The organism is Streptomyces sp. NPDC052236 (assembly GCF_044548015.1).
Classification (GTDB): Bacteria; Actinomycetota; Actinomycetes; order Streptomycetales; family Streptomycetaceae; genus Streptomyces.
On the sequence record NZ_JBIUBL010000009.1, the window covers coordinates 58,804 to 74,752 of the forward strand.

The 15,949-nt window shown below is 71.6% G+C and carries 13 protein-coding genes; 6 read left to right on the forward strand and 7 right to left on the reverse strand.

All coding sequences use genetic code 11. The annotated features are described in order from the left end of the window. Nucleotides 1-50 precede the first annotated feature (50 nt). Nucleotides 51-566: a hypothetical protein gene (locus tag ACIHCQ_RS17035; protein WP_399662672.1), complete on the forward strand. Its 516-nt coding sequence runs from the start codon at nucleotides 51-53 to the stop codon at nucleotides 564-566. 162 nt (nucleotides 567-728) lie between these two features. Here the strand turns inward: ACIHCQ_RS17035 and ACIHCQ_RS17040 are convergent, their stop codons facing one another. The 5 genes from ACIHCQ_RS17040 to ACIHCQ_RS17060 all read right to left on the reverse strand — a co-directional run bounded on the left by ACIHCQ_RS17040 (nucleotide 729) and on the right by ACIHCQ_RS17060 (nucleotide 8,697). Beyond that, nucleotides 729-2,252, reverse strand: a complete 1,524-nt coding sequence (locus ACIHCQ_RS17040) for an aldehyde dehydrogenase family protein (RefSeq protein WP_399662674.1) — start codon at nucleotides 2,250-2,252, stop codon at nucleotides 729-731. Between the two features lie 105 nt (nucleotides 2,253-2,357). Then, nucleotides 2,358-3,611, reverse strand: a complete 1,254-nt coding sequence (locus tag ACIHCQ_RS17045; RefSeq protein WP_399662676.1) for a GAF domain-containing protein — start codon at nucleotides 3,609-3,611, stop codon at nucleotides 2,358-2,360. A 66-nt stretch (nucleotides 3,612-3,677) separates the two neighbouring features. Next, nucleotides 3,678-4,274, reverse strand: a complete 597-nt coding sequence (locus ACIHCQ_RS17050) for an N-acetylmuramoyl-L-alanine amidase (protein ID WP_399662678.1) — start codon at nucleotides 4,272-4,274, stop codon at nucleotides 3,678-3,680. Between the two features lie 101 nt (nucleotides 4,275-4,375). Further along, nucleotides 4,376-5,737: an SWF or SNF family helicase gene (locus ACIHCQ_RS17055; protein WP_399662679.1), complete on the reverse strand. Its 1,362-nt coding sequence runs from the start codon at nucleotides 5,735-5,737 to the stop codon at nucleotides 4,376-4,378. Further along, nucleotides 5,734-8,697, reverse strand: coding sequence for a DEAD/DEAH box helicase (locus ACIHCQ_RS17060; RefSeq protein ID WP_399663068.1), 2,964 nt, complete (start codon nucleotides 8,695-8,697; stop codon nucleotides 5,734-5,736). Before ACIHCQ_RS17060 ends, ACIHCQ_RS17055 begins: the two co-directional genes overlap by 4 nt. 307 nt (nucleotides 8,698-9,004) lie before the next feature. Here ACIHCQ_RS17060 and ACIHCQ_RS17065 point away from each other — a divergent pair, with 307 nt between their 5' ends. Beyond that, nucleotides 9,005-10,120, forward strand: a complete 1,116-nt coding sequence (locus tag ACIHCQ_RS17065; protein WP_399662681.1) for a fatty acid desaturase family protein — start codon at nucleotides 9,005-9,007, stop codon at nucleotides 10,118-10,120. Between the two features lie 68 nt (nucleotides 10,121-10,188). Beyond that, complete coding sequence (locus ACIHCQ_RS17070; protein WP_399662683.1) at nucleotides 10,189-10,371, forward strand: hypothetical protein; 183 nt, start codon at nucleotides 10,189-10,191, stop codon at nucleotides 10,369-10,371. A gap of 71 nt (nucleotides 10,372-10,442) precedes the next feature. Here the strand turns inward: ACIHCQ_RS17070 and ACIHCQ_RS17075 are convergent, their stop codons facing one another. Both ACIHCQ_RS17075 and ACIHCQ_RS17080 read right to left on the reverse strand, forming a co-directional pair. Then, nucleotides 10,443-11,369, reverse strand: coding sequence for a hypothetical protein (locus tag ACIHCQ_RS17075; RefSeq protein ID WP_399662685.1), 927 nt, complete (start codon nucleotides 11,367-11,369; stop codon nucleotides 10,443-10,445). A 156-nt stretch (nucleotides 11,370-11,525) separates the two neighbouring features. Further along, nucleotides 11,526-11,822 carry a hypothetical protein gene (locus ACIHCQ_RS17080; protein ID WP_399662687.1) on the reverse strand — a complete coding sequence of 99 codons (297 nt, stop codon included), beginning with the start codon at nucleotides 11,820-11,822 and terminating at the stop codon, nucleotides 11,526-11,528. Between the two features lie 206 nt (nucleotides 11,823-12,028). Here ACIHCQ_RS17080 and ACIHCQ_RS17085 point away from each other — a divergent pair, with 206 nt between their 5' ends. The 3 genes from ACIHCQ_RS17085 (at nucleotide 12,029) to ACIHCQ_RS17095 (ending at nucleotide 15,931) form a co-directional block, all read left to right on the forward strand. Continuing rightward, nucleotides 12,029-12,841, forward strand: coding sequence for an MHYT domain-containing protein (locus ACIHCQ_RS17085; protein WP_399662689.1), 813 nt, complete (start codon nucleotides 12,029-12,031; stop codon nucleotides 12,839-12,841). Between the two features lie 82 nt (nucleotides 12,842-12,923). After that, nucleotides 12,924-15,512 carry a nitrate- and nitrite sensing domain-containing protein gene (locus tag ACIHCQ_RS17090; RefSeq protein WP_399662691.1) on the forward strand — a complete coding sequence of 863 codons (2,589 nt, stop codon included), beginning with the start codon at nucleotides 12,924-12,926 and terminating at the stop codon, nucleotides 15,510-15,512. Further along, the gene (locus ACIHCQ_RS17095; protein WP_399662693.1) at nucleotides 15,509-15,931 is read left to right on the forward strand and encodes a roadblock/LC7 domain-containing protein; all 423 of its coding nucleotides are present in this window, start codon (nucleotides 15,509-15,511) and stop codon (nucleotides 15,929-15,931) included. Before ACIHCQ_RS17090 ends, ACIHCQ_RS17095 begins: the two co-directional genes overlap by 4 nt. Nucleotides 15,932-15,949: the final 18 nt, after the last annotated feature.

A 15,949-nucleotide genomic window follows, 5' to 3' on the forward strand; every position in this document is an offset into this window, starting at 1 on the left:
TCATTCACCTCCGCCTCTCGCAGTGCCACCTCCCAAAGGCCGGGTGGGGCATGCTCAACCTGACCGGCGGGGTCGTAACCTCCGGCAAGGAGTGGACCGACAACGGCGAGGTCCATGAGGTGCATTCCCTCAAACGACGTGCGGCCAAGGCCACGCGCCCGGTGCCGATTCCGCCGTCGTTCGTGACCGAGCTGAGAGCACACATCGACCGGTTCGGCGTGGCGCCGGACGGTCGACTCTTCCGCAACGAGGCAGGGCGCTACGTTGACGCCTCTGCCTACGGCAACACCTGGGCCCGGGCACGCACGGACGCCCTGACTGCCGCCGAGCATGCCTCCCTTCTCGCCAAGAGGCCCTACGACCTTCGGCACGCGGGGATCTCCTTCTGGCTGCACTCCGGCGTGGACCCGGCCGAATGCGCGCGCCGAGCCGGGCAGAGCATCGAAGTCCTCTTCCGGCATTACGCCAAGTTCCTTGTCGGCATTCAGGAGCACGCCAACCGGCTCATCGAGCAGTCCATGCAGGAGTGGGACCGGCGTGGCGAAGGCGCGGCTGATCAGAGCTGAGTGCCGGATCTGGTCCGCCACTGGTCCGGAAGTGCTGGTCAGGAGTGGGATACCGGTGGGAGGAACTGGTGTAGACGGCGCTATTCGGGCTGCTCTGGGATCGGATCGCATGGAAGGTGCCTGACGGGCATAAGCCCAGGTCAGGCACCTTCTTTCCGGCCGCTAGAAGAAGCCGAGCTTCCTGGGGGAGTAGCTCACCAGCAGATTCTTCGTCTGCTGATAGTGCTCCAGCATCATCTTGTGGTTCTCGCGGCCGATGCCCGACTGCTTGTAGCCGCCGAACGCCGCGTGCGCCGGGTAGGTGTGGTAGCAGTTCGTCCAGACCCGGCCCGCCTGGATGGCGCGCCCCGCCCGGTACGCGGTGTTGATGTCCCGCGTCCACACGCCCGCCCCGAGCCCGTACAGCGTGTCGTTCGCCGTCCTGATCGCGTCATCGAAGTCCGAGAACGACGTGACGGCGACCACCGGACCGAAGATCTCCTCCTGGAAGACCCGCATCCGGTTGTCGCCCTCGAAGACCGTGGGCTGGACGTAGTAGCCGCCCGCCAGCTCGCCGTCATACTCGATCCGCCGACCGCCCGTCAGCACCTTCGCGCCCTCCTGCTGGCCGATGTCCAGATACGAAAGGATCTTCTGGAGCTGGTCGTTGGACGCCTGCGCGCCGATCATCGTGTCGGTGTCCAGGGGGTGGCCGGGCACTATCTTCTCCGTGCGGGCGATGCCCGCCTCCAGGAACTCGCTGTAGTGCCCGCGCTGGATCAGCGCACGCGACGGACACGTGCACACCTCGCCCTGGTTGAGCGCGAACATGGTGAAGCCCTCGAGCGCCTTGTCGCGGAAGTCGTCGTCGGCCGCCCACACGTCGTCGAAGAAGATGTTCGGCGACTTGCCGCCCAGTTCCAGCGAGACCGGTTTGATGTTCTCGGAGGCGTACTGCATGATCAGCCGCCCCGTCGTCGTCTCGCCGGTGAACGCGATCTTCGCCACGCGCGCGCTGGACGCGAGCGGTTTGCCCGCCTCCACACCGAAGCCGTTGACGATGTTGACGACCCCCGGCGGCAGCAGATCGGCCACCAGGCTCAGCCAGACGTGGATCGAGGCCGGGGTCTGCTCGGCCGGTTTGAGTATCACCGCGTTGCCCGCCGCCAGCGCAGGCGCCAGCTTCCACGTAGCCATCAGGATCGGGAAGTTCCAGGGGATGATCTGGCCCACCACGCCCAGCGGCTCATGGAAGTGGTACGCGACCGTGTCGTCGTCGAGCTCGCTCAGCGAGCCCTCCTGGGCGCGCAGAGCCCCCGCGAAGTAGCGGAAGTGGTCGATGGCGAGTGGGATGTCGGCGGCCAGGGTCTCCCGTACCGGCTTGCCGTTCTCCCAGCTCTCGGCCACCGCGAGCTGTTCGAGATTCGCCTCCATCCGGTCGGCGATCTTCAGCAGCACGGAGGCGCGGTCACCGGCGGAGGTGGCGCCCCAGCCGGGCGCGGCGGCGTGTGCCGCGTCCAGGGCGCGTTCGATGTCCTCGGCGGTGCCGCGGGCGATCTCGGTGAAGGGGCGGCCGTTGACCGGGCTCGGGTTCTCGAAATACTGGCCGCGGGCCGGCGCGACGTACTCGCCACCGATCCAGTGGTCGTAGCGGGACTCGTACGAGACGATCGCGCCGTCGCTGCCCGGCGCTGCGTATCGGGTCATCTCCATGGCCTCCCGGTGAGGGTGCCGCCCGCCATTGGACGGCACTCGCCGCGAGGCTAGAAGCCCGGACGTTGCAGGCAGGTTGCGGTGGGACGGGTGTGGGGGCTACGAGCGCTGCCAGGCGTCGAGTGCGCGTACGCGCGCGAGCGCCGACGGCCGCTGCCGCACCGGCAGTACGGCCGCCAGGGCCCGCCAGACCGGCAGGTCGTCCTCGCCCCACGGGCTGTACGCCCAGTCCGCCAGCAGCCCCGGATCGCCGCGCGCGATCAGCGCGGCCCGCAGCTCGTCCGCAAGGCGCCGGCGCAGCCGCACCACCGCCGGGGCCACGGAGGCAGGCAGCAGCGGACCCGCGTACGCGCTCAGCGCCCCGGTCACCGCCCCCGACGCCAGCCGCCGTGCCACCGTGTCGAAGTCCGCGTCGACGCGCACCGCCAGCCGGTACGGGCGTGAGCGCAGCAGCTCCGCGCCCAGCAGTCCGCGCAACCGGGACAGTTCGGCCCGCAGCGTGACCGGGGTGACCGACTCGTCCTCGTACAGGTCCATCAGCAGCTCGTCGCCGCCGATGCCCTCCGGCCGGCGGGCCAGCGCCACCAGGATCTCGCTGTGGCGGCGGCTCAGACGCACCTTGCGCCCGCCCGCCACGAGCAGCGCCTCGTCCCGTCCCAGCGCGGACAGCCGCACACAGTCGGCGGCGGGCGGCGGGGCGAGCAGCGCCAGCTGCGACTCGGCGGCCCGCGCCACGGCGCCGACGAACGCGAGACTGTGCGGATGCGCCAGCCGGTCGCCGCCGGTGATGTCCACCGCGCCGAGCAGTCGCCCGGTCGCCGGGTCGTGAATGGGAGCCGCCGCGCACGTCCAGGCCTGCACCGGCCGCCGGTAGTGCTCGGCGGCGAAGACCTGGACGGGCCGGTCCACCGTGATCGCCGTACCGGGGGCGTTCGTCCCGGCGACGGCCTCGGCCCAGCGCGCGCCCGGCACGAAATTCATCCGGCTCGCCCTGCTACAGGTGGCAGGCGGCCCCTCGACCCACAGCAGTCGTCCGTGCGCGTCGCACACCGCGACCAGGTGCTCGCCGTCCATGGCGTACGCGCCCATCAACTCCCGTATCAGCGGCATCACTCGCGCCAGCGGGTGGCTCTCGCGGTACGCGCCCACCTCGTCGTCGGCCAGCTCGACGCCCGTCGTACCGTCCGGGCTGACGTGGGCGCGGGCCGAGCGCCGCCAGGATTCGGCCACCACGGACCGTACCGGCCGCTCGACCCGCCCGGCCGTCAGATACGCGTCGTACGCCCGGCGCAGGACCGCGAGCCGCTCCGCCGGATCCGCTCCGGACTCCAGGGCCACCCATGCGTCGCTCAACTCGGCCTCCCGAGCCCATCGTGACCCCATCCGCGAGGGCCGACAAGCGGCAGGGGCCGACAGGCCTCAGGCGAAGTTGACCAGGCGGATGTAGCGGACCCAGTCCCACAGCGGTCCGGGGTCGGTGTGGTCGGCGCCCGGCACCTCGTTGTGGCCGATGATGTGCGCCCGGTCCTTGGGGATGCCGTACCGGTCGCAGATGGAGGAGGTGAGCGCCGCGGACCGCTCGTACATCGCATGAGTGAAGTACGCCGGCCGGTCCACCCAGCCCTCGTGCTCGATGCCCACGCTGCGTGTGTTGTAGTCCCAATTGCCCGCGTGCCAGGCGACATCGCTCTCCCGTACGCACTGTGCGACATGACCGTCCGACGAGCGGACCACATAGTGCGCGGAGACCCGTTTCGCCGGATTCTGGAAGATCCCGATGGTGCTGGCGAAGGTCTCCTGGGTGACATGGATGACCACATACTGGACGGGGTACGCCGAAGGGCGGCCGGACACCGTGTAGTTGGCGGTCGATGCGGGTGTCCATTGCGCGAGCGGATAATCGATGCCGGCCCTGATGGTCGCCGCATGCGCATGCGCATGCGCACGGGGGGCGGGCAGCAGCGCACCGCTGACGGCCGCTGCTGCGGCGCCCTGAAGTAATCCTCTACGGTCCATGGGACCTTTCCTGGTCGGTCGTTGGCGGCGCACCCACGGTACGGGCTGTGGCGTGAGTGGTGGAAGGTGGCCGCGGCAACCGCTGTCGTGTCGGGGGAAGTTCAGCCCATCTGGCCCAGTGCGTCCGCCAGTGCCTCCGCCAGCGCCGCCGCCGGATCGTGGTCCGCGGGCCCGGCGGGCGCCCACTGTCCGCGCTCCTTGCGGTACGGCCACCAGCGGCCGTCCTGGCCCAGGCGCAGCTGTGCCTGGGCGCCCACCACCGTCCAGCGGCCCGGACCGCTCGCCCGCAGCTGTGGACGGTCGGACGCCTCCCAGGCCTCGGCGAGCCGCGTGCCGGCCCGTGCGAGCGCCTCCGGTTCCGGGGTGCGCTCCTCTTCGAGGACCGAGAGGGCGGCCGCCCCGCCGTAGCGCCAGGCGCGCACGGCCAGGTCCAGTTGGGCGGGGTGCCGGCCGGTGCCCTCGGCGAGGCGCTTCGAGACCGCCGCCGGGCCGGGATCAAGACCCGGGGCGGCTGTGGCTGCCAGCCGTACCGCATCCTGGTCCGGCGTCAACTCCGGCTCCAACGGCCGCTGCTCATGGCCGGGCGACAGCGCCTCCGACAGCAGCCGGTACGCCCGTGCCGCCGCGTCTGCGGCCAGGAACTCCAGCGCCGCCGCGTCGATCCCGGGCGCCGGAGCGGTCTCCGTGTCCAGCGCGGGCGGCGTGCCCGGCTCGTCCGGTACCGGCGGGGGAGCGGGCAGCGGCGGCAGGATGTCGCGGGCCGCGAACGCCTCGTCGGCCCGTACACCTATGCCTATGCCCATGGCGGCCCGACCGGCCTCCTGGCTCTGGCTCTCCGGCTGGCCCTGAGCCTGCTTCACGCTCCGCAGCTGCAACTCGTCCAGCAGCCGACGCTCCCCGCGCCCCCGCATCAGCAGCAGCACGAACGGATCCTCGTCGAGCAGCCGTGCCACCTGATAGCACAGCGCCGCCGTATGCGGGCAGTGGTCCCATGCCGCCTCACACGTGCACTCGGGCTCCAGGTCCCCGATGCCCGGCAGCAGTTCGACCCCCGCTGCCGCCGCGTCCTCCACCAGGTGCGGCGGCATCTCGCGGTCCAGCAGCGCCGCGATATGCCCGGCACGGTCCACCGCCATGTCCAGGAAGCGGTCCCACTCCTCCTCGCTCAGCTCCTGAAGCAGCACATCGCTGCGCTGCCCGCTGCCGTCCCGGTTCCGTACAACGGCGGTGATCCGGCCCGGCCGTACCGAGACCGCCCCGACCGCGCCCTCCCGCGCGTGCCTGCGGCCCTTCTTCAGCTGCTGGCCGTCGAGCGCCGTGTCCTCCAGCGCCTTGAGCCAGGCCAGGCCCCACCAGGTCTGCGCGAATCCCCGGCCCCGCGCAGGCGGCAGCGCGGCGAACGTCCGCTCCGCCCGCTCCCCGGTCTCACTCCTGTTGTCACTCCTGTGGTCACTCACACTCATCGTCCGCCGCCCCCTCGCAGCTCCACCAGATCCGCCAGCTCGGCGTCGGTCAGTTCCGTCAGTTCCCTCAGCGCGCTCTCGCCGGAGCCGAGGACCGAGTCCGCCAGCTCCTGTTTGCGCGCCAGCATGGCGGCGATCCGGTCCTCGATGGTGCCCTCCGCGATCAGCCTGTGCACCTGCACAGGACGGTCCTGTCCGATGCGGTACGCGCGGTCGGTGGCCTGCGCCTCCACGGCCGGGTTCCACCAGCGGTCGTAGTGCACGACATGCTCGGCGCGCGTGAGGTTCAGCCCGGTGCCCGCGGCCTTCAACGACAGCAGGAAGACGGGCGCTTCGCCTGCCTGGAAGCGGTTCACCATCGCCTCGCGCTCGGCGATCGGCGTGCCGCCGTGCAGGAACTGCGTACGCACCCCCCGCGCCGCCAGATGCTGTTCCAGCAGCCGCCCCATCTGCACGTACTGCGTGAAGATCAGCACGCTCGCCTCCTCGGCCAGGATGGTGTCGAGGAGTTCGTCCAGCAGCTCCAGCTTGCCGGAACGGTCCTGGATCCGTGGCTGAGGTTCCTTGAGGTACTGCGCCGGGTGGTTGCAGATCTGTTTGAGCGCGGTCAGCAGCTTCACCACCAGGCCGCGCCGTTCCATGCCGTCCGCCTCCGCGATCGCCGCGAGGGTCTCGCGCACCACCGCCTCGTACAGCCCCGTCTGCTCGCGGGTCAGCGAGACGGCCCGGTCGGTCTCCGTCTTGGGCGGCAGCTCGGGCGCGATGCCCGGGTCGGACTTGCGCCGGCGCAGCAGGAAAGGCCGTACCAGGGTGGCCAGTCGCTGGGCCGCCGCCGGGTCCTGGCCGCCCTCGACCGCCTTGGCGTAGCGCGTACGGAAGGCGCCGAGCTTGCCGAGCAGGCCGGGCGTGGTCCAGTCGAGGATCGCCCACAGCTCGGAGAGGTTGTTCTCCACGGGCGTGCCGGTGAGCGCGACGCGTGCCTTCGCGCCGATGGTGCGCAGCTGTCTGGCGGTGGCGGAGTACGGGTTCTTGACGTGCTGCGCCTCGTCGGCGACGACCATGCCCCAGGGCACCTGGCCGAGCCTCTCGGCGTCCAGCCGCATCGTGCCGTACGTCGTCAGGACGAATTCCCCGGCCGCCAGGGAGTCGAGACCACGCGAGGCACCGTGAAAGCGGCGTACGGGTGTGCCGGGAGCGAACTTCTCGATCTCGCGCTGCCAGTTGCCCATCAACGAGGTCGGACAGACGACGAGGGTCGGGCCCGCGGCCGCCTCGTCGGTCTGCCGGTGCAGATGGAGCGAGATCAGCGTGATCGTCTTGCCGAGCCCCATGTCGTCGGCGAGGCAGCCGCCGAGGCCCAGCGAGGTCATGCCGTGCAGCCAGTTGAGGCCGCGCAGCTGGTAGTCGCGCAGCGTCGCGGCGAGGGCCGCGGGCTGCCCGATGGCCTGTTGTCCCCCCTCAGGATCGGCGAGCCGGTCGCGCAGCCGCGCCAGCCACCCCGACGCCTGTACGTCGACGCGGCGGCCGTCGACCTCCGTCGAACCCGTCAGTACGGCGCCGAGCGCGTCGACCGGGGTCAGCTTGCGGTCCTGGTTGTCGCGGGCGCGCCGGGCCTCCTCCGGGTCGATGAGCACCCACTGGTCGCGCAGGCGCACGACGGGGCGGTTGGCCTCGGCGAGCTGGTCCAGCTCGGCCCGGGTGAGCTGCTGATCGCCCAGCGCGAACGACCAGTTGAAGCCGAGCAGAGCGTCGGCGGAGAGGAAGGAGGGCAGCCCGGACTCGTCCCTGCGGGGGCCCTTGCCGTTTTCCTCATCCGGTTCTGCTTCATCCGGTTCCTCGAGCGGGCCGATCACGGCACGTGCGGTGAACTTGCGCGCCAGCTCCTTCGGCCAGTGGACGTGGAAGCCGGTCGTCGCCAGGGTCCTGGACGCCTCGCCCAGCAACTCGCCCACCTCCTCGTCGGCGAGCTCGATCGCGTCCGGCACGGCGGCCTGGAGCAGCGGCGTCAGCGGCGGCCAGGCGCGGGCGGCGCGGCGCAGCGCCAGCAGGGCGTCCAGCCGGGCGCGCGGGCCGAACGCGGCTCCGGTCGGGCCCGCCTCCGCCGCCGCCCCCGCCCCCGCCCAGACCTCGGCGGCGTCGGCGACCAGCGTCGGATCGCTGACGCTGTGCATCTGCAGGACGGCACGGAAGACCGGCCCGGCGTCCGGCTGCCCGGCCCCGGCATCCCTCTGCTCAAGGCCCTGGATCTCGATGCGCAGGGAGAGCCGTACGCCCGCGTCGTGGCCCGCTGCCACATCCGCCGCCCAGGCGCGCTGGTCGGGCAGCAGCCGCGGCTCGCGCGCCGCGAAGGCGGGGCCGCCCGCGGCGATCGGCGCGGCGGGCGTACGCGGCAGCCCGTCCGCGACCGCGTCGAGGAACGCCCGCAGCAGCCGTTCCGGGTCGGGCAGCAGCACCGGGTCGGCCGCTTCGTCCAGCGGTACGGCGTGTGCGGCGGGCGGCATCGAGGCCGCGAGCGTACGCACACGCTCCAGGTCTTCGGGCGTCAGCGGGCCCACCCGCCAGGCGTCGTGGTCGCCCGCGCTGAGCCCCGGCAGCAGCAGCCCGCGCGCGGCGAACTGGAGCGCGAGGACCGCCGCCGTACCCCAGAAGGCGGCCGCGGGGGAGGCGTTCGCCGCTACGCGGGCCCTGGTGAGGACCGGCAGGGCGTCCCGTACGGGCAGCAGCAGCGCCGGTACGGCGTGGGGGCGGGCGTCGTCCGTGACGACGGTCAGCTGCTCGACGGAGGGGGAGCCAGGCACTGCGGCGGGGGGTTCGTCACCGTCGGTACACCAGAAGGCGATTCGGCCTGCGCGGGCCGGATCGCCGGGAAGGAAGACCACGGAGCAGCGGGCGAGTGGCGCGAGGTCGGGGTCGGGGTGGGGGACGGGGTCGAGGGCGGGTTCGGCGACCGGGGAGAGCATTGGAGCGGGGAGCCTCTGCACAGCGATGATGCATTCCTCAAATTTGACTACTGCGGCCGGAGTCGCCGAGGGTACCCCGCATCGCGAATGGATGGCCGTGACATGCCCGTGATGTGTGTCACTTTCGCCCCGTGGCGGTGTGCTCAGCCCCACCCTCGGCCACGGGTTGGCCCCCAGAAGTAATCGGGGGCTGGCGTCATGGCCGAAAGAGTCTGACAACCCGTACGTTTGGGAAGGTCGGCGCATGTAGCGCAGTCAGTCCAGCCAGTGCGGTCACGCACGGCCGCCCATAGACCGGAGACCGCTCATGCCCCAGGCCATCGCCACGCCGCTCGTGGCGTCCGTAACCGCAACCGCGACCTCACCGCCCGCCGCGGTCCCCGGCGCGCGGTCCGGAGCGGGAAGCGACTTCGCGCCACTTCTGCGGGCCGTCAAGGAGCAGGGTCTCCTGGAGCGCCGCACCGGCTGGTACACGCGCGGCATCACCCTCAATCTCCTCGGCCTCGCCGCCGTCATCTCGGGTGTGGTCCTGTTCGGCGGCTCCTGGTGGGTGCTTCTGCTCGCACCGCTGCTGGCCGTCCTGTCCGCTCGTACCGGCTTCTTCGGCCACGACGCCGGGCACGCCCAGATAACCGGCGACCGCCGCAAGAGCAGGCTCATCCAGCTCTTCCATGCCAATCTGCTCCTCGGCATGAGCCAGGAGTGGTGGAACGACAAGCACAACCGCCACCACGCCAACCCGAACCACTCCGAGAAGGACCCGGATGTCGAGGCCGACGTTCTGGTCTTCGCGGAGAAGCAGGCGGTCGGCCGTACGGGAGCGCGTGGCTGGCTCACCCGCCACCAGGCCTGGCTGTTCTTCCCGCTGACCACGCTTGAGGGCATAGCCCTGAAGGTCTACGGATTCCAGTCCGTCTTCTCCAAGGAGGCGGGCGCCCGTCAGTCCGTCAGCTCGCGCGTCCTCGAAGGCATGCTGCTGTTCGCGCATGTCGCCGCGTACGTCACGCTGCTGCTGACCACGATGCCGCTGGGCATCGCCGTGGTCTTCGCGCTGATCCACCAGATGCTCCTCGGCCTCCACCTCGGCATGGCCTTCGCGCCCAACCACAAGGGGATGGAAGTGCCCGACGAGGAGGGCGAGGGCGGGGAGCGCTGGGGCCATCTGCGCCGCCAGGTCCTCACTTCCCGCAATGTCCGCGGCGGGTTCCTCACCGACTGGTTCCTCGGCGGACTGAACTACCAGATCGAGCACCACCTCTTCCCGAGCATGCCGCGCCCGCACCTGCGGCTCGCCCAGCCGCTGGTGCGCGCCCACTGCGGGACGCTGGGGATGGCGTACACCGAGACCGGGCTCGTCGACTCGTACCGGCAGGTGCTGAGCCACCTGCACAAGGTCGGCGAACCCCTGCGGACCAGCGCATAGTGGAACCGTGGGGCGCGGGTGCGCGTTCTCACAGCAGGAGCGGCGTGGCCGCGGAGGAGGCGTCGAAGATGTCGACACGTACGAAGATCGTCGTAGGGGGAGTGGCTGTAGGCCTGCTCCTGATGCCGCTGATCGGATTCTGGCTGTCGCTGTTGGTGGTGCTCGGAGTGCCTGCGGTGGCGTATCTGGCGCTCGACCCCAGCCAGCGGCGCAGGCTCCGCCGCATCAACCGCAAGGAGATCGGCCGCTGACTGCGGACCACCCTGACTGCGGAGCCTGAGTTCGGTACGCCCGGCCTGAGCGTTGATCGCTGACGCAGATCTCAGGCCGGGCGTACGGCGATCCTGTTGAGCGACTCGAGCAGTCCGGGCAGCTCGGGTCCGCGGCCTACGGGCAGCACCTCGGACGGCTCCTCGTCCAGCAGTACAAAAGCCATGTCGTCGGTCCTGGCGACCAGGGACCAGCCAGGGCCGTCGGCGCGCAGGGTCCGGGCTCCGCCGGGGGCGAAGCTGGAGCGGATCCGGCCGACGGGCGGGGCCGACTCCAGATAGCCGCGGGCCTCCGTCAGGGCCCGGCGGACGCCCTCATGGCCCTGTCCGGCCGCTTTGGCCTCTTCGTTCCCCTCGCCTTTCGGCGTGTCGGGCACAGGCGCCTCGGGCGTGCTCGACGTGCTCGACGTGCTCGACGTGTCCGACGTGTCCGACGTGTCCGGCGGGTTCGGCGGGTTCGAATCCGATGCGCCGGGGACGTCGAACGTGTCGTCTTCGTCCACCTGCCGGCGCCACTCCACCCACTGGAGAGCTATCTCGTCCGCCCCGAGGCGGCGCTGTGCGGGTCCCCAGTCGCCGGTGTCGGGCGGCGTCAGCGGCGGCCGGTCGCCCTCCTCGGGTGCCGGATCGTGCGGCTCGGGGACGCCCGGCGCGGCGACCGCGAGGGCCAGTGGCCAGCCGGGCAGCGCGGAGACCACCGTGCGCTCGCTGGGCGACAGGTCGTACTCCATGCCGCAGTCCCAGGACGCGATCGCGACGGCGACGAGCGACACATCGTCCACGACGACCGTCCAGCGGGCGCCGTCGGAGTCCTGGCCGAGCACCAGCCCGTATCCCTCGGCGTACGGCTCAAGGCCGAGCGCCGCGCACGCGGCCGGGAAGTCGTCGCCGAGCACGCTCGGGAACTGGGCGGGCGTCAGCAGCAGTGCCGTGAGCACATACAGCGCGTCCTGGTCGATGGCGTCGTCCGTCCCGGCCACGGAAACCACCCTCCCCATCCGATCGCTTGTCGGCGCACCCTAACCAGTGGGTAACCCGGTAGTCGAGGGGCGTCGGCACGATTGTGATGAGGGCGATTCCGCGGGGGAGGCGGGCGGCGGCGAGGGCGGAGGTCAGGGTGGAGGTCAGGGTGGAGGTCAGGCGGCGGGCAGACCGAGGAGGCTGCGCGCCACTGTCTGCGGAGACTCGTCGCGCTCGCGGGCGAGGACGATGATCGCGCGGCACGCCAGTTCGCTGACCCCGAAGGAGAGCGCCTCGGGGGACACCCAGGTCGTTGCCTCGTCGATCTGCTGCTGATCGTCCTCGGCGCGCCCGGCCACGTACACCGCGGCGGCCTCGAATATGTTGTGCTGCCGCGCCGGAGGCCGTGCGGCCGGCGTGTCGTCGGAACGGTTCGCAAAGAAGTTGCGGAGCCTGCGGAATCCATTGAGCATGCGGACGACCTTCCCCCTGCGCGGCGGCTGCCGCCGATCTTTCAAGCCTGATCACTCAAGTCTGGCATCCCTGTGCGGATTTGATGTTGGGAGTGCGCACGTTCGAGCGCTGCGCGATCGTTCACGAACGTCTCTGTGTCACATTGCATCAGCTTTCGAAAGGCGCCCCCAGCGCGCGCCTCCCGCGGGTCTAGCGTCCCTGAGCCATGGGACACCTGGACCACGCCGCCTTCGGCTTGCTGACCCCCGTGCTGTCGTACGCGATGGCCGTCATCGGCGCCGCCCTCGGGCTGCGCTGCACCGTGCGCGCGCTCGCCACGAGCGGCCGTGCCCGCCGGAACTGGCTGATGACCGCCGCGTCCGCCATCGGCACCGGCATCTGGACGATGCACTTCGTCGCGATGCTCGGCTTCGCCGTACGCGGCACCGAGATCCGCTACAACGTGCCGCTGACCATCCTCAGCCTGCTCGTCGCCATGTTCGTCGTCGGTGCAGGGGTGTTCTGCGTCGGCTTCGGCCGCGACCGTGTCACGGCACTGCTGATCGGCGGGCTCACCACCGGGCTCGGCGTCGCGAGCATGCACTACCTGGGCATGGCGGCCCTGCGGCTGCACGGCTCGGTGCGCTACGACCCGCTGCTCGTCGTCCTCTCCGTCGTGATCGCCGTGGCCGCCGCCACCGCGGCCCTGTGGGCGGCGCTCAACATCAAGTCACCGGGTGCGGTCGCGGGCGCCTCGCTGGTCATGGGGGCGGCGGTCAGCAGCATGCACTACACCGGGATGCTCGCGGTCACCGTGCGGGTCGTTCCGTCCGGGGGAGAGCTGCCGGGAGCCACGGCGATGCAGTTCATCTTCCCCCTCGCCGTCGGCCTCGGGTCGTATCTCTTCGTCACCGCCGCCTTTGTCGCGCTCTCCCCGACAGCGGGCGAGCGCGCCGCCTACGCGTCCGCCGAGCGGCCCACCGAACCCGCGGGCTCCGTCGCCGAGGGCAGCAGCACCGCCACCGCCCACACCGCCTAGCCGGACCGGTGGTCGGCAGTCGGCAGTCGGCGGTCGGCGGTCGGCTGTCGCACCCCAGCCCTGTACCCGGAATGAGGAGGCCATGCGCATATCCCGCAAGACCCCTGGCACCGCCACAACGCCCCCCTCTCACAAGCAGCACGCATCGGCGGCGGTGCGCGGACGGCGCGCCCACGCCGGGCGGCCCGCCGTCGAACACGTAGGACAGGAGTCGGGGGCTGCCGCACCGCCGTCCCCGGCCGTCACGGACAGCCGATGGCTGCCGCGTCCCAGAACCGTACGAGCGAAGATCATCTCCCTGCTGATGGTCCCCGTCGTCTCGCTGCTCGCCCTCTGGGGCTTCGCGACCGTCTCCACCGCGCAGGAGGTGTCGCGACTGCGCGAGCTGCGGCACGTCGACACCCAGGTCGGCGAACCTGTCGCGGTCGCGGTCGCGGCCCTGCAAGCCGAACGGCAAGCCGCGGTACGTCAGGTGGCGGCCCCCTCGGACGAGCGCGCTGCGACACTCCAGCAGGAGGCACGGCGCACCGACGACGCCATGAAACGGCTGCGCCTCGACGACAAGCACACCGTCGCGGCAGGCGGGGAACTCCCGGCCGCTGCGGCAGGACGGCTAGAAGAATTCGTCACCCGGGCGGAGAGACTGCCCACCCTGCGCGCCGCCGTCCTCGGCGGCCAGGCCGCCTGGGACACCACATACGAGCAGTACACCGCTGCCGTTACCGCGGCGTTCGGCGTCACCGGCGCGCTCGCCGCCGGCCAGGACCGCGGCCCCGGCGCCGGCTCCGGCTCCGATGCCCGGGTCCTCCTGGAATTCGCCCGGGCAGGAGAGCTGCTCGCCCGCGAGGACGCACTCCTCACCTCCGCCCACCCCACCAAGTCCCTCGGAGCGGAACGGCTGCGGCTGTTCACCGGCGCCGTCTGGACCCGCAGGAGCGTCGCCGAATCAGCGGTCCCCGACCTGCGCGCCCCTCAGCGCACCGCCTGGCGCGAACTCACCGCCCAACGCCCCTACCGCGCGCTCCAGGCGGCCGAGGACAAGGTCCTCGCCGCCCCCGCGGGCCGCAAGACGGCGAAGATCGTCCCCGCCGCCGCCTGGGACGAGGCGTACGACGCCGTCGCCGGCGAGCTGCGCGCCATCGAGACGGACGCGCGCCGCGGCGCGGCGGACCGGGCCGACCCCGTCGCCCGCGCCATCCTCGCCCCGGCCGGAGCGGCGGTGCTCCTCGGACTTGCCGCCGTCGCCGCATCCTTGGCCATCTCCGTACGCATCGGCCGCGCCCTCGTCGTAGAACTGATCAGTCTGCGCAACAGCGCACTGGAGATCGCCCGGCACAAACTGCCCCACGCCATGCGCAGGCTGCGCACCGGCGAAGACATCGACATCCAGGCCGAAGCCCCGCCGGGACCCCTCGCCGACGACGAGGTCGGCCAGGTCGGCGAGGCGCTCTCCACCGTCCACCGGGCCGCGCTGAGCGCCGCCGTCGAACGTGCCGAGCTCGCCGACGGCATCTCCGGCGTCTTCGTCAACCTCGCCCGCCGCAGCCAGACCCTGGTCCACCGACAGCTCACCCTGCTCGACGCCATGGAGCGCCGCTCCGACGATCCCAACGAACTCGGAGACCTCTTCCGCCTCGACCACCTGACCACCCGGATGCGGCGACACGCCGAAAGCCTGATCATCCTGTCCGGCGCCGCGCCCGGGCGCGCCTGGCGCATGCCCGTTCCGCTCACCAGCGTCGTACGGGCCGCCGTCTCCGAAATCGAGGAGTACGCGCGCGTGGAGGTACGGCAACTGCCCGAGACCGCGATCGCCGGAGCTGCCGTCGCCGACCTCACGCACCTGCTCGCCGAGCTCATCGAGAACGCCGCGGAGTTCTCCCCACCGCACACCAAGGTACGTATCAGCGGCGAACCCGTCGGCAATGGCTACGCCCTGGAGATCGAGGACCGCGGCCTCGGCATGGGCAAGGACGTACTCGCCGAAGCGAACCGCAGACTGGCCCAGTCCGAAGCCCTTGACCTCTTCGACAGCGACCGCCTCGGCCTCTTCGTCGTCAGCCGGCTGGCCGTCCGCCGCGAGATCAAGGTCCATCTGCGTACGTCGCCCTACGGCGGTACGACCGCGGTCGTGCTGTTGCCGATCTCGCTGCTGCAGAGCGCCATCCCCGCTCCGGCGGGCACCCGTCCGGCCCCGGGCCCCGGCGAAGGGGAGTCGCAGCCGCAGCCGCAGTGGCAGCCGCAGCCGGCGCCGTATGAGCCCGCACCGCACGCCAACGGCACCTCCGTTCCGGCCCCGGCGCCGCGTCCGGCGCTGGAGGCGCAGGGACCCGAGCGCGCAACGCCGCCCGGCGTCACGACGCTGCGTCTGCACGGGGCCCCACCGCAGGCGCAGCACGCCCCGAGCGCCGAGGGCGGCGAACTCCCGCGCCGGATCAGGCAGGCGCACCTCGTCCCGCAACTGCGCGAAGAACCCCCGGCGGAGGAGCCGGAGAGGCCGGGGGAACCGGCGGATCGTACGGCCGGGGCCGACGCCGCCCAGGAACGTACCCCCGAACAGGTACGGGACCGCATGACGGCGTACCGCATCGGCTGGACCAGGGGCGGCGGCGCTCCACCCGGCACAGCCGCCACCCCCGGCAGCCGGCCAAGCGAAGGAGACGAAGCATGACTGAGCACGTGCCAGCCGCAGCCCGCCACCTCTTCGGTGAACTCGACTGGCTGCTGGACGACCTCGTCGTGCGGGCGGGCGAAGTCCGCCACGCGGTCGTGCTGTCCAGCGACGGCCTGCCGGTGGGCGCCTCGACGGCGCTGACCCGCGAGGAGGCCGAGCACCTGGCCGCCGTCGCCTCCGGATTTCACAGTCTCGCCAAGGGTGCGGGCCGGCATTTCCAGGTCGGAGGCGTACGCCAGACGATGGTGGAGATGGACGACGGCTTCCTCTTCGTGGCGGCCGCGGGAGACGGCTCCTGCCTCGCCGTACTCACCTCCGTCGTCGCCGACATCGGCTTGATCGCCTACGAGATGGCCCGCCTGGTCAAGCGCGTCGGCGAGCACCTGCGCACCCCGCCGCGCACCGTCGTGACCTGACCCGAACGTGACTGACAC